Source organism: Candidatus Rhabdochlamydia sp. W815, from assembly GCF_018642185.1.
Lineage (GTDB): Bacteria > Chlamydiota > Chlamydiia > Chlamydiales > Rhabdochlamydiaceae > Rhabdochlamydia > Rhabdochlamydia oedothoracis.
In genome coordinates, this window is sequence record NZ_JAAVTY010000019.1 from 1 (window position 1) to 17,506 (window position 17,506).

Annotated in this window: 16 protein-coding genes and 1 pseudogene; 9 read left to right on the forward strand and 8 right to left on the reverse strand. The window is 35.1% G+C overall.

What is annotated here, in order from left to right:
* Positions 1-184 (forward strand): hypothetical protein (locus RHOW815_RS02425; protein WP_215216780.1); only part of this gene is annotated, 184 nt, incomplete at its 5' end.
* 205 nt (positions 185-389) lie between these two features.
* On the opposite strand, the gene uvrC is transcribed toward RHOW815_RS02425, so the two are convergent.
* From uvrC to RHOW815_RS02440, 3 genes are all read right to left on the reverse strand, one after another.
* A complete protein-coding gene (uvrC, locus tag RHOW815_RS02430; RefSeq protein WP_215216781.1) occupies positions 390-2,192 on the reverse strand; it encodes an excinuclease ABC subunit UvrC in 1,803 nt (600 codons plus the stop codon).
* Positions 2,192-4,780: a DNA mismatch repair protein MutS gene (gene mutS, locus RHOW815_RS02435; protein WP_215216782.1), complete on the reverse strand. Its 2,589-nt coding sequence runs from the start codon at positions 4,778-4,780 to the stop codon at positions 2,192-2,194. Before mutS ends, uvrC begins: the two co-directional genes overlap by 1 nt.
* A gap of 77 nt (positions 4,781-4,857) precedes the next feature.
* A complete protein-coding gene (locus RHOW815_RS02440) occupies positions 4,858-5,292 on the reverse strand; it encodes a hypothetical protein (protein ID WP_215216783.1) in 435 nt (144 codons plus the stop codon).
* A gap of 212 nt (positions 5,293-5,504) precedes the next feature.
* On the opposite strand from RHOW815_RS02440, the gene dnaG reads away from it, so the two are divergent.
* Positions 5,505-7,286 carry a DNA primase gene (gene dnaG / locus RHOW815_RS02445; protein WP_215216784.1) on the forward strand — a complete coding sequence of 594 codons (1,782 nt, stop codon included), beginning with the start codon at positions 5,505-5,507 and terminating at the stop codon, positions 7,284-7,286.
* Here dnaG and RHOW815_RS02450 read toward each other — a convergent pair.
* Both RHOW815_RS02450 and glyS read right to left on the reverse strand, forming a co-directional pair.
* Positions 7,253-8,254: a dipeptidase gene (locus RHOW815_RS02450; RefSeq protein ID WP_215216785.1), complete on the reverse strand. Its 1,002-nt coding sequence runs from the start codon at positions 8,252-8,254 to the stop codon at positions 7,253-7,255. The genes dnaG and RHOW815_RS02450 overlap by 34 nt on opposite strands.
* Positions 8,255-8,318: 64 nt before the next feature.
* On the reverse strand, positions 8,319-11,285 hold the full coding sequence (glyS, locus tag RHOW815_RS02455; protein WP_215216786.1) for a glycine--tRNA ligase subunit beta: 2,967 nt from the start codon (positions 11,283-11,285) through the stop codon (positions 8,319-8,321).
* 245 nt (positions 11,286-11,530) lie between these two features.
* Between glyS and RHOW815_RS02460 the strand changes: the two genes are divergently transcribed.
* The 3 genes from RHOW815_RS02460 to RHOW815_RS02470 all read left to right on the forward strand — a co-directional run bounded on the left by RHOW815_RS02460 (position 11,531) and on the right by RHOW815_RS02470 (position 13,771).
* Complete coding sequence (locus tag RHOW815_RS02460) at positions 11,531-11,737, forward strand: hypothetical protein (RefSeq protein WP_215216787.1); 207 nt, start codon at positions 11,531-11,533, stop codon at positions 11,735-11,737.
* A gap of 323 nt (positions 11,738-12,060) precedes the next feature.
* Positions 12,061-13,095: a dual-specificity RNA methyltransferase RlmN gene (rlmN, locus tag RHOW815_RS02465; protein WP_215216788.1), complete on the forward strand. Its 1,035-nt coding sequence runs from the start codon at positions 12,061-12,063 to the stop codon at positions 13,093-13,095.
* 82 nt (positions 13,096-13,177) lie between these two features.
* Positions 13,178-13,771 carry a CDP-alcohol phosphatidyltransferase family protein gene (locus RHOW815_RS02470; protein WP_215216789.1) on the forward strand — a complete coding sequence of 198 codons (594 nt, stop codon included), beginning with the start codon at positions 13,178-13,180 and terminating at the stop codon, positions 13,769-13,771.
* Here RHOW815_RS02470 and RHOW815_RS02475 read toward each other — a convergent pair.
* The 3 genes from RHOW815_RS02475 to RHOW815_RS08990 are packed head-to-tail and all read right to left on the reverse strand — an operon-like array spanning position 13,754 to position 15,896.
* Positions 13,754-15,202 carry a glycogen synthase gene (locus tag RHOW815_RS02475; protein WP_215216790.1) on the reverse strand — a complete coding sequence of 483 codons (1,449 nt, stop codon included), beginning with the start codon at positions 15,200-15,202 and terminating at the stop codon, positions 13,754-13,756. The two genes, RHOW815_RS02470 and RHOW815_RS02475, sit on opposite strands and share 18 nt — an antisense overlap.
* An 8-nt stretch (positions 15,203-15,210) precedes the next feature.
* The gene (locus RHOW815_RS02480; protein WP_215216791.1) at positions 15,211-15,738 is read right to left on the reverse strand and encodes a disulfide bond formation protein B; all 528 of its coding nucleotides are present in this window, start codon (positions 15,736-15,738) and stop codon (positions 15,211-15,213) included.
* 2 nt (positions 15,739-15,740) lie between these two features.
* Positions 15,741-15,896, reverse strand: coding sequence for a DUF5993 family protein (locus tag RHOW815_RS08990; RefSeq protein WP_350339698.1), 156 nt, complete (start codon positions 15,894-15,896; stop codon positions 15,741-15,743).
* 261 nt (positions 15,897-16,157) lie between these two features.
* On the opposite strand from RHOW815_RS08990, the gene RHOW815_RS02485 reads away from it, so the two are divergent.
* The 4 genes and pseudogenes from RHOW815_RS02485 to RHOW815_RS02500 all read left to right on the forward strand — a co-directional run.
* Positions 16,158-16,307, forward strand: a complete 150-nt coding sequence (locus RHOW815_RS02485) for a transposase family protein (protein ID WP_215216792.1) — start codon at positions 16,158-16,160, stop codon at positions 16,305-16,307.
* 134 nt (positions 16,308-16,441) lie between these two features.
* Positions 16,442-16,744 carry a helix-turn-helix domain-containing protein gene (locus RHOW815_RS02490; protein ID WP_215216793.1) on the forward strand — a complete coding sequence of 101 codons (303 nt, stop codon included), beginning with the start codon at positions 16,442-16,444 and terminating at the stop codon, positions 16,742-16,744.
* Positions 16,745-16,842: 98 nt separating this feature from the next.
* Positions 16,843-17,262, forward strand: coding sequence for a transposase (locus tag RHOW815_RS02495; RefSeq protein WP_256439904.1), 420 nt, complete (start codon positions 16,843-16,845; stop codon positions 17,260-17,262).
* A 47-nt stretch (positions 17,263-17,309) separates the two neighbouring features.
* Positions 17,310-17,506: pseudogene (locus RHOW815_RS02500) on the forward strand (IS5/IS1182 family transposase); the annotation flags it as partial.

Below are 17,506 nucleotides of genomic sequence, written 5' to 3' on the forward strand. Positions count from 1 at the left end.
TAACAAAAGCATTTCCAGCTATATCGCTCAAACAATCATATCTCCTGGATTAAAATACTTTAAAATTTTAGATTGCTTATTGGTTATGCAAGAGATCTATTATCTACAAACATGCTATGCTCGGGTGCACAATAGATGTTTTTTCAAGTATTTATACGTTCTTTTTTGTACACTTCGAGGTTAGAAGGGCCTAATCTTTGGATGAATTTAATGGAGCGAGCTCAGCAACAAGGAATTTGCCGTCTTTTATCAAGCGAGCAAGCATAAAATCATTATATAGTGGTTCCGATTCAATCGCATAGAAAAATATAGGATTAACGACAAGTTTCAAGTCGTTGACTTGAACCCCATTAAGCTAGCTGTTTGAATTGGCACTACTATAGACTAATTTAACTTAATCCCTTTTGTAAGGCATTTACATCAGATTGGGTAATCCCTTTAATTTGCAGAAGATCTTGGATAGAGGCTTTTTTGATTCTTTCTATACTGCCAAAATGGGTAAGAAGTCGTTTTTTTTTGATAGGGCCAATGCCAGGGATGTTATCTAATGCACTAGAAATGAGTCTTTTCTTGCGTCTCTTTTGATGAAAGGTAATTGTCTTACGGTGACTCTCATCACGGATTTTTTGTAAGAGCTGTAACAAAAAGGATCGGGGGTTGAGTAATATGGGGTCGTGAATATAAGGAAGATAGACTTTTTCTTGACTCATGCCTTTATCATGACGAGAGGCTTCTTTAGCTAGTGCGATTAGATCTATGGAAGCTATGTCGAGTTTCTTAAACACTTCAAGTGCTATGGTTAAGTGTCCTTTCCCTCCATCAAGGATGATTAAGTCAGGAAGGTCATCTGCTGCTTTAGCACGGGATAGATGGCGAAAAAGAGTTTCTTGCATGGAGGTGTAGTCATCTCCTGTATGCTGGGTTTTGATTTTATAAAGTCTTGTATATTTGGTATCTTTAACCCCATCTGTAAAAGCGATCACAGATGCTACCGAATCACTACCTGCTAAGTGAGAGGTGTCAAAACACTCAATTCTTTTAGGATAGCGATTGAGCTGCAGGGTGTCTTGCAGATCAAGCAACATTTTTTCCTTAAGGAGTTTTTCATCTTTTTCCTGTTTAAAAGTGCTTTTAGCATTTTCTTGTGCTAATTTTAACAAAATTCGTTTTTCTCCCTTTTTAGGAAAGAGCAATTGGATTTTACAGGTGCTTTTGAGAATTTCTGTCAAAGCCAAAGAGGGTTGAATGGGAGTTAGGATTTCTTGTGGAGGATTTTTATTGTTTTGATAGTGCTGCAGAATGAAAGAGGTCAGCAATTCATCGTCATCTTCAATAACATTAGAAAATGCATAATGCATAGATCCAGTTAATTTTCCTTGGCGCAAAAACAGGAGAAACAGGATGACTTCATCTGCTTGGCGGTAGATTCCTATAGCATCGGTAGATTCTATATGATAGCTAGCAGTAGAGGATTGTAAAACATGTTCGAGGTGGCGAATGGTTTTAAGTAGAGAAGCAGCCTTTTCAAATTGCAGATGATCAGAAGCTTGTTGCATTTGTGCGTAGAGCTCAGGAAGGATATCTTGATTTTTTCCTTTTAGAAAATAGATCACTTTTTGTACTTGCTGATCATATTGCTCTTTAGTGCATAAACCAACGCAAGGAGCAAGACAGCGATTCATTTCATAAAGCAAACAAGGTCTAGTGCGTTTTTTAAGCTCATTATCTGAACATTGACGCAAGCGGAATAATTTATTTAATAATTCGTAGATTTCTCTTGCTGCAATAGCGCTTGTATAAGGTCCAAAATAAAGGCCTTTATCTTTTATAGTCCCTTTATAACGTATAAGGCGCAGCATGGGCCATGGATGATCTACATTGATGGATAGACTGATAAAGGTTTTATCATCTTTGAGCAGTACATTAAATTTAGGCTTGTGTTGTTTAATCAAAGTATTTTCTAAAAGAAGAGCTTCTTTTTCGGAAAAAACTACAATCGTATCAATGTGTGCGATTTGCGCGATTAAAAGCGGAATCATGGCTCTGGTATCGTTAAGAGAGAAATATTGTTTTAAACGGTTTTTAAGTAATTTAGCTTTTCCAACATAGATTACCCTGTCTGCTTTGTCTTTCATCAGATAGACCCCAGATTGCATAGGAAACACATCAAGTTGTTTAGGATCAAAAACCATTATTTTGTTCTCTCTTTCCAATCGATAAGTTTTTGTAGAGCAGCTAAAGGAGTGAGATTATTTGGATCGATTTCCTTCAATTCTCCTAAAATATCTGGTTTATTTTCTATCTCTGAATTCATAAAAAGACAGAGCTGTTTTTCTGCTTTGGGTTTAGTCGTTTTTATAGAGGTTTGTTCTAGGCCTTTTAACATCTGTTGTGCGCGCTTAACCACAAAGTAGGGCAATCCTGCTAAACGAGCCACGTGAATGCCATAGCTTTTATCCGTACTTCCTCTTATGACTTTATGCAAAAATACGATTTTATTTTCAGACTCATGGGCAGAGACGCTATAATTTACAGCTCCAGGAATCTTTTGCTCTAATTCGGTTAACTCCCAGAAATGCGTAGCAAATAAGGTTTTGGCTTGTTTGCCTGGTTGAGTTAAGAGGTATTCTGCAACAGCCCATGCGATAGAAATTCCGTCATATGTACTAGTTCCTCGACCAATTTCATCCAAAATCACCAAAGAGCGATCTGTTGTATTGTTGAGAATATTTGCGGTTTCTGTCATTTCCACCATAAAAGTCGAAAGGCCTCTTGCTAAGTCATCACTGGCTCCAATCCGACTAAAAACCTTATCGATAATACCTATGGTACAGCTCTTAGCAGGAACAAAACTGCCCATTTGTGCAAGGATGGCAATTAATGCCACCTGGCGGATAAATGTGGACTTACCTGCCATATTGGGACCTGTAATTAAATGCAATCGATGACTTGTGGCATTTAAAAGAACATCATTGGGTATAAATAGTTCTTTTTTCATAACGGTTTCAATTACTGGATGACGCCCTTCTTCAATATGAAATAGATCGCTGGAATTGACAGTAGGCTTTATATATTTGTGAAATTTAGCTGCCTGTGCCAACGAACAAATCACATCGATTTCAGCAATGGCGCGTGCAATGAGATAAATCGAAGAAGCGTGTTCTGCAATTTGTTTTTTTAATTGCGTAAATAAAGCATATTCTAAGGCACAAATACGTTCTTCTATATGTAGAATTTTATGTTCATATTCTTTTAATTCTAGGGTTGTAAAGCGTTCTGCATTCACTAAGGTTTGTCTTCTTTGAAAAGAGGAGGGAATCTTTTCTGTTTTTCCACGGCTTAATTCAATAAAAAAGCCAAAGGCTTTTGTATATCCTACTTTGAGATTTTTGATTTGCGTTTCTTGCCTTAATTGTGTTTGATGTTGAGCAATCCAATTATGCGAGTCTTGTTTGATGGATTGTAAGCGATCAAGCTCTTCTGAAAATCCTGAGCGAAATATTTCGGCTTCTTTCAATTTTAAAGGGGGGGTATCTATAATCGCTTTTTGCAATAGTTGCACAAGATTTGAAACATCTTTTAAATTTGTTTTATTTTTAGTAATGAATTGACTAGTAAAATAACTTTCCAAAATATGGAAAATAGGTGAGATTTGTTCTAAAGAAAGGCGGAAAACCCCCAAATCGCGCGGGGTTGCATAATCGGTTTCAATTCGCATAATCAGACGCTCTAAATCGCGAATTTCTTTTAAATGCTCAAAGATCTGTTCGCTGAGCTGCCATTTGGATAAAAATTCCTCAATACCCTCTTGTCTTTGCTGTATTTCAGTCAGATCCAATAAAGGATGTGCAAGCCAGTATTTGAGCAGGCGTCCACCCATGGGAGTTAAGGTGTAATCAATAACTTGCAGCAAGGTATGAGAGGAATGAATATCTTGAATCGACTGAAAAAGCTCTAGATGTTTTTGAGTGGTTCGATCTAGTAACATATAAGAGGAAGAGTGTTCTTTTTTTATGCTCTTAATATGTTGAATCGGAAGATTTAATTCATCTTGCACGTAATGTAAAATAGCGCCAGCTGCATTAATGGCAGCAACCATACCTGTTAATCCAAAACTATCTAAACTACTCACTTTAAAATGTCGCAAAAGCACATTACAAGCATGTTTGTGTTCAAAATGCCACGCTTCTTTTACATGAATAGCTGGTTTAAATTGACGGTCTATTTCTTCAAGGAAATCAGGATGTTGCGTTATCCATTTTTGGGGTAGCAAAAGCTCTTTGGGTTGGATACGGCTTAGTTCATCAAATAGCTGCTTTTTATCTTCGAATTCCATAGCGCGAAACTCAGAAGTTGTAACATCGAGTACAGCAAGACCAAAGGCTTCATTAATTTGTATAAAACAACAGAGAAAATTGTTGGACTTTGCAGATAGTAGATTAGAGTGAACAATTGTTCCTGGAGTAATGATCTTAACGACTTCTCGTTTTATGATTCCTTTAATGGATTGCGGATCCTCTAATTGTTCGGCAATAGCAATGCGATACCCTTTTGCAACAAGCTTATCAATATAAGCATCGCTTGCATGAAAAGGAATTCCTGCCATGGGAATATCTTGTCTTTTAGTTAGTGTTATATCCAATTGCTTTGATAAGAGCACAGCATCATTTTCAAAGGCCTCATAAAAATCCCCTAAACGAAATAGCAATAAAGCATTTCCTGCTTGTTTTTTACAATGATGCCATTGAGCCATCATGGAAGAGGGTTTTTCTTCTTTCATTTCTAATACCTCGCTTATAAGCTCCTTATTATCTAAGCTAAAGCAGGAGAATGCAAGGTTTTATTGAGAAATAAACTCTAAATTTCATCAACTTTATTATGTAATTTTTTATAAAATTTATGCCACCAGCGTTTATTAGAGGAATCTAGAAAGTCGGAATGCAATTGTTTAAATCTAGAATTTTGTGGATCTATGTTAAGAGCTTCTTGAATTTGTTCAATGCATGCCTGACACCACATCATCAGTGTTTTGATATCTTTGTCTAGTAGTTTGAGTTTGTGAATAATAGATTCTCCATCACCTTCTGTAATGGGAGATGCATTAAGCGCGATCTCTTTATTTATGTGAATTTTAAGCTGAAATACTTTTAGCAGTAAAGGGAGCATAACGTTTTTGATTTGTTCTCTTAGCTGGGTTAAAGAGGGATCTTGCATTATTCCTATTTGAGAAAAATAAGTAGCTTTTTCTTCCTTAGATAAAGAATTAAGTAATAATTCTTCTGATTTATCCATTTTGCCTCACAGAAGTTTGTTCAACAAAATTTTTAAAGGATATTTGATTTTTAAATAAAGTAATTTTTTTCAAATCATTTTAAATATTTTTCTAAATCTCTATCTTAAAATGCATTTTAGCCTATACTTTTTTGTAAAATAGAAAACCTTGACGCAGTTGAATCAACTGTTGCAAGCTTAAAAAAAACCATAAATTTTTTGCTACGAAGCTTATGCCTTTATTTACTACAAGCAGTTTGGAAATGCTCCGTCATAAAATTGATTTATTCGAAGTATTGTCAGCTCACCTTACTTTTCAAAGAAGTGGATCTACTTATAAAACACTATGTCCTTTTCATGAGGAAAGAACGCCTTCTTTTATCATGCAAAAAGGCAGTGCTCATTACCATTGCTTTGGATGTGGAGCTCATGGAGACGCTATTTCTTTTTTAATGACCCATGTAAGGATGTCATTTACCGAAGCGGTAGAAAGTCTTGCGGAGCGTTTTCAAGTGCATTTAGAGAAGGAAGAGGAAAAAGGAAATACAAAAACCCCTAATAAAATTGCATTAAAAACGGCCTTGGCTTCTGCAAGCGAGTTATATCATTATTTATTATTATATACAGAAGAAGGAATAGAAGCTCTTAACTATTTATATGAAAGAGGGATACCTTTGCAGTTTATTCGTCGTTTTCAAATAGGGTATGCACCGCAACACTATAGTTTATTGATCCAGTATTTACAGACATGTGGCATTGAAGAGGACATCATGCTACAAGCTGGTCTAATCAAAGTATCTGGAGAAAAAAAACGAGATTTTTTTAGCGAGAGAATTACTTTCCCTATTCTAGATTCTTTGGGAGCTGTGATTGGTTTTTCCGCCCGTAAATATAAACAAAGTACATTTGGAGGGAAGTACATCAATTCCCCAGAAACCATCTTATTTAAAAAATCTCGTGTGCTATTTGGATTGAGTTATTGCCGTATAAGAATTGCAAAGCAACAAACCGCAATCCTCGTAGAAGGACAAATTGATGCTTTGCGATTAATTGATACAGGTTTTGATTATGTGGTTGCAGCTCAAGGCACAGCTTTTGGAGAAGAGCATGTTAAGGAACTGCTGCAGCTTGGTATTAAGAAAATCTATCTGGCTTTAGATGCCGATGAAGCAGGTCAAGCCGCAACGCAAAAAATAGGGGACCTATTTCAAAAAAATGGGATTGATACCCGAGTGGTTGCTTTAGAAAAAGAAAAGGATCCCGATTTATTGCTTAGGGAAAAAGGACCTAGCTTTTTTGCTTATCTTTTAGAGACTAGTTCAGATTATTTAAATTTCTTATTTTTTTATTTAGCAAAAGATCATGATCTGCAAGTTCCTTCACAAAAAAATCAAGTAGTCAATCAAATAGTAGATCAAATTAACAATTGGCAGCAACCAGTGCTAATACATGAGAGTTTAAAAAAACTCGCTGAAATTGCGCAGGTACCAGAGGCTAGTGTTGGAATGGATCAGATCTGTATGCCGGATCTATTTATTTCTAGACAAGAATCGATACGTTTACAAGAGGTAGATGGGGATCGCATTTTAGAGCTTGATTTATTGCGTTGGTTATTAATGGGATCTTCTCAATACCCAGAGATCATCCATATTGCCAAAGCTAATTTAAAGCAGAATCATTTTCGAGTGCCAAGTGCTTGGAAACTTTATGTATCCTTATCAGAGCATCAATCGAGCTGCTTTGATCTTTTAGCAATTGGCAGTAGCTTAAATGATTCTGAAGAGCAAAAACTTTTATCTGAGCTTTTACAACGTAAAATCAACTTAAATAAAACAAAAGAAGGTTTTCTAGAAGTTTTGCATAAAATTCTCCTAAGAGATTGGATGCAAAAAAGAGAACAAATCAGAATAGAGATTCAATCAGTTACGCATTCTGAAGAAGAAACGCTCCAACTAGCTCGTCAGTTTGATATTCTTAAAAATCAGGTTCCAGAAGTGTTCATTCCTAAAATTTGAGTATCTAAAAAAGTTCTAGCATTTTCGTAAGCAATAGATTGCAAAACAGGTAATTCTAACTTTACTGCTAGCTTTTCCAATAAAATAGGATAGCACTCAGCTGTATCATAGGGAGCGTGATAAAAAGATTGCCCTGGGTATTTAGCTTGTAGATTAGAGGCATCTCTATCACAGAAAAAATCAGCACCAAAGCAAAGAGCTTCTTTTGCATTAAGTGTAAGCGCATATTCTACATGTTGGATTAAGCCATTAGGTTCTTCTTGGTGAACAAAAGGAGCAAAAAAGTTCAATCCGATAAGACCCTTTCTATGAATGATCTCATGTACCAGCTCATCGGGAAGATTACGAGTAGCAAAGTGAACTTTGCGAAAATTACAATGGCTGGCAATGAGGGGGATACGCCAATTATTTTGATCAATTTTGGTTAAAATATCACAAGCTAAAGCATCAGAAGCATGACTTAAATCAATGGCAATTTTACGGTTGTCTAGCCATTCTAGTAAATGAATCCCATCGGGTTTTAGACCGATAGAAGTATCAGAGCCTCCTCCAAAGCGATTTTCTTCATTCCAAGTAATACCAATGTAAAGAAGAGGACCGATTCTACTTTGATAACTGGCCAGTCTTTGCAAACTCATAGTAAGAGGTTCTTCTTCATTTGCAAATCCAGAGGCTCCTTCAAAAGCTGCAATTGTGGATATGGCTGTTGGTGAAGCTTTCTGGGAAATAGGAGAAAAATAGGAGGGATGCTCTTTGCATAGCCACTGTAGTTTTTCGCTTTGTTTTTGAGCTAAATCAATGCTATTTAGCGCTTTTTTTGTAAAAATGGCAAGTACCTGGGTTTTTATACCTCCTTGTTTCATTTGCAAATAAGAACAACGAGAAAGGGGATCTAAGAAAGATCTATTTTCTTGCTCGACCAGGAAAGAAAGTAAATCGTTATGTAAGTCAAAAATGGGTAAATGCATCTCAAAATACCTTAGGTTTTCACCAGTATGGTTTTCCCCAATAAATTCAGCAAGAATTAAAGACTTAGAATTTGCTGAAATCCATTAAGGATTCAAATAATTTAATGAATTTCTTTAAAAGAGCAATCCTATTTCCACGCAGAACTGGATCATTTGTAAGGATGATTATAGTTTTGAAAAATTTTTCTAAAGGATTTTGCAATTCTGCTAGTAATTTGAACGCTTCTAGATACTGTTTTTTCTGTAGGATTTTTGGCCAGCATTTATGAATTAGAATATATTCTTGAAGAATTTTTTTCTCAGCAGGTTCAATCATAAGCTTTTGCTGAAAAGCAGGGGAATCATTCTGGGTGTATCCTTTAATGCGTCTATAGGTTTTAATAAAGCAAAAGAGGCTTTTTTTAGATTTGCGAAAGCTACAAAAAGCTTCTAATCTACATAATTGATCAAAAGGGTCATAAGGGCTTATCCTTATAATGGCATCAATTTCATCTTTTCTAAAGCCTAATTCTTCAAAGATCAATTTCTTGCGAGTATTGATGAAAGTGATAATTGCTTGCGTGGCTTTTTTTTTATTTATGATAGAAAATACCTGACAGGCTTTTAATAATAAAACTTGCAAGTTACAACTCATTTTATTTTTTAACAGGATTCGAATAATACCCATTGCCTGTTTACGTAAAGGATAAAGATCCCTAGAGGTGCTATAGGAACTAATAAGATCGTCTATTTTATCTGATAGACTTAGTATAATGCCGGTCGGAGTTTTAGGAACGGCATCGCATTTTGATCTAGGCATCCATTGTTCTTCAAGAGCTATTGCTACTTGGTGTTGTTCATTTTGCGCTAGAGCATAATATTTACCAATAATACCTTGCAAATCAGAAAACTCATTCACAAGTGCAGAGCAAAGGTCGGACTTACTTAAAAGAGCAGCTCTTTGTACGTGTGTATATTCTGCGACTTCTAAGTACTGATGAAGCATTATTGCTATTAGAGTTAGCCTTTCTACTTTATTCCAAAGATTTTTACAATTTTTCTGATAACTTATTTCTTGTAGTTTATAATAACTTAACTCAAGTGGAATATGAACTTCTTTTTCATAAAGAATAGCTCTATTAGACAAACGGAAAAGAAGTTCCTTTTCATTGCCCAGTTGAATCATTGGGTTGGGTTGATTATCAATTGTAATAATAAAAGCATTCATTAGTTGATTATGACGATCAGTGATAGGAAAATATTTGCGGTATTTTATAATTTGTGAAATAAGTACTTCTTGAGGAATTCTTAGAAATTTAGCATCAAAAAATCCCAGCATTAAGGTAGGCCATTCTGTAAGATGCAATACCTCTGGAAGTACTTTATTCTGCTCTATTGCATATCCTTTTATTTGTTGTTCTAAGATTTTAATTTGTTTTTCAATGTGTTGTTTTCTTTCTTCTATATCTGCTAGAACGCAGTGATTTTTTAAATCAGAAAGATAATATTTTGGATGTTTGATTTCAATATAAGTAGGCTTAAGTTGAAAATGGCCAAAGGAAAAGTTCCCGGATTGAATCCTGCCTAGATTAAAAGACACCACTTGGGTCCCAAATAAAGCAAGAATCCATCGAATAGGACGAGCATACCTAATAGATGGATCTTCCCAATACATTTTCTTGGGGAAGGCTATATTCATAATCAAAGACGGTAGCTGTTTTTGTAGAAGCGCATAGGTAGAGCTACCTTTTACATAAATGGTAGCAATTAGGTATTGAATGCCACCCATAGACATAAAATACAAGTTTTGTGTTTCTTCTTGCAATACTTCAGCTAAAGTACAAAAGGCAATATTACAAGCTTGTAAAAACCCCTTGCCTTCTCTTGTTAAATTACCTTTCTTATCGAAAGCTACAGTTATTGAAGGTCCTTTTATTTGTTCTTCCACGGATTCCGTTCCTTCTACAAGATCCTTTACCAAAATACTTAGGCGTTGAGGGGTTCCAAATATCTGCAGCTCTTCAAATTCTAATCCAGAGGTTTCTAACAAATTGCGCATGGCATTTTCTAGATATAGGCAGCCAATGGGTACAAAACTCGCAGGTAGTTGTTCTGAACCAATTTCTAAAAGAAAATCCCGTGTATTTTTTGGGTTGAAACAAGGATTTTTTTGTATAATAAACTTTGTACTTATAAAAGGGGTTGTTAAACAAACTTGTCTGGAAAGAATAGCTTTAGCAACTAGGTGGGTTAGATTTCGGATTTTTCTAATATAGCTATTTCTTTGAGTAAAGCAAATAGCACCTCTTGCATCTAACAAATTAAAAACATGAGATGCTTTAATCACAAAATCATAAGCTGGAATAGGAAGATTGTTTTTTATTAGATTTTTAATCTCTTGCTCATAATCACTAAAATGACGCAGCCACATAGGAACAGAGGCTTCCGTAAGATGATAATGACTCCATTCCACTTCATTTTGTAAAAATAGGTCGCGAAGAGTAAAAAGATGGTTGTATTGTATATCAAAAATTGCAGTCTTATTTTGAAGGAATAGAGCGAGTCTTTCTAAATCATAGGTGATCTCTACACTAATTGGTTTTAATGCAATGTCTCCCACTGTTTGTAAATAGGTAAATTGGGTGATTTTCATTCCATTACACCAAATCTTCCATCCTAATCCGGAAATACCTAATGAAGAGATTTCCCAATCATTATGTACAAATCGAATATCGTGTTTTTTAACATCCAGGTTTAATGCAAAAAGAGATTGTAGATATAGAGTACGTGTATCGGTTGGGGGTGGTTTGATGAAAACTTGATATTGATGAGACATCTGAAGTCGATGTGGATCTTTATCTTTTGCATCTTTTGGTCTACGACACGATTCTACATAAGCTGCTCTGTAAGGCTCTTTACCCAGACAGCGCAAAAATGTAGCAGGATTAAATATCCCAGCTCCAACCTCTAAATCATATCCTTGATGAATAATGCAGTTTTGTTTAACCCAAAAGGTATTAAGTCGCTCAATGATTTGCTCAAAGGTTAACATAAAAAATTTAACTAGATATATTAAGGTGTAATTAGTTCATTGTATAATAAGAGGTTATTTTTTATGTGTTTTTTTATTATCTAATTATGTAACTTTAAATTATGATCTACTTATTGTTAAGTAGTTCAAAAATAAGTATTTCCTACTATGTATTTGCTAATTATTGATTTAGATAAATAGTACATAATTTAAATTGTTTTTAAAATTTTCGTTAAAATATGTTAAAGTTGAGCTATGGAGGGCTTATGAATATTCATCCAGCGGTATATTTGCCTCTATCCTTGCAAAAGCAACCACAAAATCTACCCTCAGAAACCCTAGGAATGAGAAAAAAGAAGAAAGCAATACGTTTTCAAAAATATCATCAAGAACAAGAGAGCCTACCTCAAAATTTGTGTGCAAAAAAAAGAAGAGGTTTAAAAAGGTTACAAGAGAAGGGATTAAAAGTTTAAACTAGAACCTATAAGTCCTTATTTGTTTTAGACTTAGATTATTAAATTGATTTTAAAGATTTATTAAACTATAATAAAGGGTAATAAATACATGGGGGATACTATGAAAGCAATGCATCTTTTACAGCCATTAGTACATGTTAACTTTATTCAGTTCAGCATGGAATGCTCAAGATCTTTGAATAAACTTACACATGTAATCTCAAAAAATCTTCGTGAAAACCGAGAAGATCATGAATTAAGAAGTTCTCAACTGGATAAAGGTATTAAAAAAATACGAAAAATGAGTAAAGTATCTGCAAATACCCAAAACGATAATTTAAATGCCTCTTTCTTCCGTTCACACATTACCCCTAGAAAAACTACGTTCTAATTTATCCTTAGAAGGGTATAAATCCTTCCATGCTTCTCAAATCTTTAATTGGGTATACAAGCTAAGGCAATCCCGTTGGGATCAAATGACCAATTTGCCTTTAGATCTACGTTCTTATCTAAAAGAAAATTTACTAGTAATACAGCTAGTAAAAAAACGCGAGGTCCTTTCAGAGGATCGAGAAACCGTTAAATTTTTATGGCAGCTTTCCGATAACATGCTCGTAGAATCGGTTCTTATTTGCTCTGAGGGTAGACGTACTGTATGCGTTTCTTCGCAGGTGGGTTGTCCTGCTCGTTGTGCTTTCTGCGCTTCAGGAAAAGAAGGGTTAAAACGCAACTTAACCGCGGTGGAGATTTTTGAACAAGTGTACCAAATTGATCTTTGGTTATTTGAAAGGCAAGAGAAGGTATCTCATGTTGTTTTTATGGGTATGGGAGAGCCTTTTGAAAACTATGAAGCGGTTGTAGAAACCATTCGTTTATTAATTGATCCTAATCGATTGGCACTCTCTCAAAGACGGATTACTGTTTCTACAGTAGGCGTAGTGGAAGGAATTAATCGTTTCTCTAACGAGGGTTTAAAAACCAATCTAGTGCTTTCTTTGCATGCTCCCAATCAGCATATTAGGCAAAAAATTATCCCTTATGCACGTAAGTACCCCCTAGAAGATATTTTAGCAGCTGTGGGAAATTTTGCTAGAATAACCAAACGAGATGTAACTTACGAATATACCTTAATTCGCAATATCAACGACAGTATAGAGCAGGCTAAAAAATTAGCCGCTTTACTTAAAGGTCAACAATGCAGCGTAAATTTAATTCCTTATAACCCTATTGAAAAAGTTCGGTTGCAACGTCCTGAAAAGGAAGTCATTGAAGCCTTTCGAGAAATTTTACTCTCATCTAATATTGTCACCACCTGGCGTTATACAAAAGGAAAAGACATTGCAGCAGCTTGTGGACAACTAGCCTTGCAAAAGTGAATAGAGCTTTCTTTTCAAAAAAGACAGACATAGGGTACCATTACTCTAAAAAGACACGAAGTTTTAGATTAAAGGGGGATAAATGAGCATAGCGCTCATACTCACATTATTGCGTATTTTACTAGGGCCTATATTTGTTGTTCTTTATCTGTACTATGATCAATTGGGATTTACACTACTTGCTTTGCCTTATGTTTTGTTGTGCTTAACCGTGTTATCAGAGGTTTCAGATGTATTTGATGGGTTATTAGCTCGTAGATATAATAAAGTTACAGATTTAGGAAAACTGCTGGATCCAATGGCGGATAGTATTTTTCGTCTTTCAGTTTTTTTAGCTTTTACCCAAGGGGTAATACAGCTCCCTTTGTTGCTTGTGTGCATCTTTTTTTATCGAGATATTGTGATTAGTACACTTAGAGCTTTATGTGGGCTAAGAGGATTTGCTCTAGCAGCTCGTCTTTCAGGCAAAATTAAAGCGGTTGTGCAAGCAGTAATTATTTTCTTTATTCTTGTAATGCTCATTCCTTATTCCCTTGGCTATTTAGAATTGAGTTTATTACGGAAATTAAGTGTTTATAGCGTAAGTATAGGGGTTATTTATACCCTTTATTCAGGATGTGAATACATATTGGCCAATAGGGCTTATATTCAAAAAGCATTAGGACTTAAAAGATAAAAGTTCTTCATATATACATACGTATTGTTTAGCGCTTTTCTCCCAACTAGAATCGTAGATAAGACCAGCTTTCATGATTTGTTGCCATTTCTTGTGATCGTTATAGCAAGTAATCGCTCTTTCTAAGGCCCAATTCAATCCTTGCCAATCAGGAAATTCAAAAGTAAAGCCATTACGTTCTTCAAAGGGTTTATCCGAGGTATCAACATCAAAGACCGTATCTACAAGACCTCCTGTCATTCTAGCAATAGGAATTGTTCCATAATGCATAGCTATCATTTGTGTAAGACCACACGGTTCAAATAAAGAGGGAATAATAAATAAATCAGAGGCTGCAAAAATCAGATGAGCTAACTCTTCATCATTGATGAGTAAAATAGCCACTCTGTTGTTATCCTTATATTTTTCTTGTAAGGAAATAAACTGCTCTCTTATATCATTATTTGATTGAGAAACCGAACCAAGAAGAACAAACTGTCCTCCTAATTCTAGAGTACGTAGAATGCTATATTCAATTAAGTTGGGACCTTTTTGAGGAACAAGCCTAGTAATGCAAGAAACCAAAGGGACATTTTCTTGAGCAAGGGATAGATGCTTTTGTAAAAAACATTTGTTTATCAGTTTGGCTTTTAGAACATTTTCTAACTCGTTTATGTGATAATTTTTTTTAAGATAGGGATCTTTAGCCGGGTTCCAATAGTCTTGGTCAATACCATTTAAAATACTTACTAACTTCTTTTGAGACGCTCGTAAAACTAGATCTAACCCACATCCTCCTTCAGGCGTTTGAATTTCTTTTTGATAATTAGAAGAAACGATAGCTATGCAATCAGCATATACAATTCCTATTTCTAATAAATTCAAAGAATCAGAAAAACCAAGACCTTTTAAAAAATCTTTATCTAAAAGAGTATTTATAGAACAGATTCCTTGATGTGCTAAATTGTGAATGGTTAAAACACTCTTTCCTAATTTGTAGTTATTTTTCTGGCATAAAAGAGCAATTAAAGAAGTGTGCCAATCATGTAAATGTAGAATATCGGGTTGTTTTCCTAATTGCAGCAAATATTGCATAGCTACGCAAGAAAAATAGATAAAGCGATCGATATCATCAGAACATCCATAAATAACACCACGATGGTACAAGTATTCTGGATGATCCGATTCTATTAGAAAAATTTTTAATTCGCCTAAACTAGCTGACCAAATCGTATTGTTATAACGATGAGAGCCCACAAACATCCAGATGTCTTTCTGCTCTACTTTTAGATCCGTTAGGTATTTGCAATTAATACAGTCATATTTTGGTAGAATAACTTCTGTTATGTGTCCGAGTTTCAAAGTTTCTTGACAAATTCCATACACAACATCGGCTAATCCTCCTGCTTTAGCAATGGGGGTGAGTTCTGAAGCAATGTGTATAATGTGCATAGATGATTTTAGCCTGTACAAGCGCTAAGGCCACATTCTTGAAATATTGTAATAACATTTGCTGCAGTCATAAACAACACAAGCCAAAAACCCATATTTTCAAATGTGTTCATTTGCGTTTTTTGTATGTGCTGAGGAGATGTTGTGTGAAGAAAGAGCATAATTGCAGATACAAAAACAGAACAAGCAAAGACAACTAAAGCCCAAGTGTATAGTTCTAAGCCAAGAACAGGTTCTCCAAATGACGAGAATCCAGGACAAATATGAAGAGATATTTGTCTTAAAGAAACAAATCCTCCAAAAAGTGCGCTTAAAATCGAAACTGCATAATGAGCTGGATAAATACCAAAGCGTAAGTTTAGTAAAGGACCCATAGCTACTCCAATCATGCTTAAACGTTGTAATAAACAAAGAGGACAAGGTAGTTCATGTTTGAGAAATTGCACGGAATAGCCACCTAAAAGCACACCACAAATCACAAATGCCCAAATGGTATTCAAACTGCGTTCTAATAAAGTGCGTTCCAATTTATACATACTCAAATCCGGATCTTAAGAATATCTGTTGCATGGTGCCATAACATAAAGAGGCAGAAAACAAGATTGATTAGAGTTAAGCCAATCCCTACTTTTCGATAGCCTTTCCAAATGAACAAGATCGTAATCATAAAAATAAAAAACAACAAAACCATCATCAGTATTCACCACTTCTTTATGAAAGAATTAATCTATTTGTTTTTTTTAATCAACTTAACTTTCTGAAAAACCAGCTTGTAGTACGAGAGTTGGTCTTTGTAGATAATAAAATTATTATACAAAATTAAAATAATAAATTATTTATATCTCATATCCTACATTCCTACCCCCAGGGCCAGGGCACAGGACATTAAAAGAGTAATTTTAAAATCTTCTCTCGGTATACAAGATCGATAGTCCTTTTTCATAAGGAGTATAAAATGGAAGGATTCATTCATTCTTCATCTATTATGATGCATTTTTCGAAATTACCAGACCCAAGAAAGGCGCGCAATCAACTATATAGCCTTCATGATATTATCGTAACATGTTTTATGCAGTCAAGACCACTTACATGCAGAAGCTCATAACTTTTTTGAACAAGCACAGGACGTTATACCGGAAGAAGCTAGCTGTGATTATTGGCGGTCTGAAAAATGTACTTGAGGACGTAGTGAGATAAGAGAAGTATGGGCGACTGAGAAATTAGATTGGTTATACTGAAATGCATTGCCATGAACGGAATAAAAGGCTATGCGATGGAATCAAATCTATTTTATTGTTAGATGAAGGGTGGACATGCCCACAAGTAGCACATGCTTTACTCCTAGATGACGATACGATAAGACGTTATTATAAAATCTATTCAAAAGACGGAAAAGAAGCCTTACTAAATTTGAACTATACAGGAAAGGTTTGCTGGCTCAGTCAAAATCAGCTTGAGCAACTAAAAATCTATGTAAAAGAAGAAGCACCCCATTCGGCTAAACAAGTGATTAATTTTGCCAAAGACCGCTTTGGAATATAGTAGTGCTAATTCAAACGGCTAACTTAATGGGATTTAAGTCAACGACTTGAAACTTGTCGTTAATCCTAATTTTTCTATGCGATTGAATCGGAACCACTATATATTATACGCCATCAGCTATGGTTTCTTTACTGCACCGCTTAAACTTCACCTATAAAAAACCTAAGCTGATTCCTGGAAAAGTGAATGAGGAAGCAAAAAAGCTTTTTTCACAAGAATTACAAAAACTAGAAAAAGAATTCGCTCAAACAGATCAACTGCTTTATCTAGATGGGGTTCATCCTCAACACAATTCCAAACCCTCTTATGGATGGTATGAAAAAGGATCTAAAGCTATATTGCTAACGAACACAGGACGTAAACGTATTAATATCAATGGAGCCTTAGATGTAAAGCGCTTAGAAGTTACAACTCTTTCTTCCGACTCTATCAATGCGCAATCTACTCTTGATTTGTTTAAAAAATGGGAAGAAAAGTATCCTTTTGCACAAAAGAGCTCTTTCAAAACCAGGAAATAAAAAAGCCCTTGTATAAAATAATGCCCTTAAAAATACGTAAGGGCATGATGAAAATTGAAAAAGCAAAAAGTTTAGACAACGAGAAATTCCGAAGATTAACCGGATTAAAACGTAGCACATTTGATCAAATGAGCTTGATTTTGGAAGATAAGTCACAAAGAGAAAAAAGCCCGAGGAGGCCGCGTCAATAAATTAAAAATAGAAGACATGTTACTGATGACCTTAGAGTATCTAAGAGAGTATA

What these genes read in the sequence shown, in the direction of transcription:
- RHOW815_RS02490 (WP_215216793.1), top strand. Translation starts at nt 16,442, where the DNA reads ATGCATTGCCATGAACGGAATAAAAGGCTATGCGATGGAATCAAATCT.
- RHOW815_RS02460 (WP_215216787.1), top strand. Translation starts at nt 11,531, where the DNA reads ATGAATATTCATCCAGCGGTATATTTGCCTCTATCCTTGCAAAAGCAA.
- RHOW815_RS02470 (WP_215216789.1), top strand. Translation starts at nt 13,178, where the DNA reads ATGAGCATAGCGCTCATACTCACATTATTGCGTATTTTACTAGGGCCT.
- uvrC (WP_215216781.1), bottom strand. Translation starts at nt 2,192, where the DNA reads ATGGTTTTTGATCCTAAACAACTTGATGTGTTTCCTATGCAATCTGGG.
- mutS (WP_215216782.1), bottom strand. Translation starts at nt 4,780, where the DNA reads ATGAAAGAAGAAAAACCCTCTTCCATGATGGCTCAATGGCATCATTGT.
- RHOW815_RS02480 (WP_215216791.1), bottom strand. Translation starts at nt 15,738, where the DNA reads ATGTATAAATTGGAACGCACTTTATTAGAACGCAGTTTGAATACCATT.
- rlmN (WP_215216788.1), top strand. Translation starts at nt 12,061, where the DNA reads ATGCCTCTTTCTTCCGTTCACACATTACCCCTAGAAAAACTACGTTCT.
- glyS (WP_215216786.1), bottom strand. Translation starts at nt 11,285, where the DNA reads ATGTTAACCTTTGAGCAAATCATTGAGCGACTTAATACCTTTTGGGTT.
- RHOW815_RS02450 (WP_215216785.1), bottom strand. Translation starts at nt 8,254, where the DNA reads ATGCATTTACCCATTTTTGACTTACATAACGATTTACTTTCTTTCCTG.
- RHOW815_RS02475 (WP_215216790.1), bottom strand. Translation starts at nt 15,202, where the DNA reads ATGCACATTATACACATTGCTTCAGAACTCACCCCCATTGCTAAAGCA.
- RHOW815_RS02485 (WP_215216792.1), top strand. Translation starts at nt 16,158, where the DNA reads ATGGAAGGATTCATTCATTCTTCATCTATTATGATGCATTTTTCGAAA.
- RHOW815_RS08990 (WP_350339698.1), bottom strand. Translation starts at nt 15,896, where the DNA reads ATGATGGTTTTGTTGTTTTTTATTTTTATGATTACGATCTTGTTCATT.
- RHOW815_RS02440 (WP_215216783.1), bottom strand. Translation starts at nt 5,292, where the DNA reads ATGGATAAATCAGAAGAATTATTACTTAATTCTTTATCTAAGGAAGAA.
- dnaG (WP_215216784.1), top strand. Translation starts at nt 5,505, where the DNA reads ATGCCTTTATTTACTACAAGCAGTTTGGAAATGCTCCGTCATAAAATT.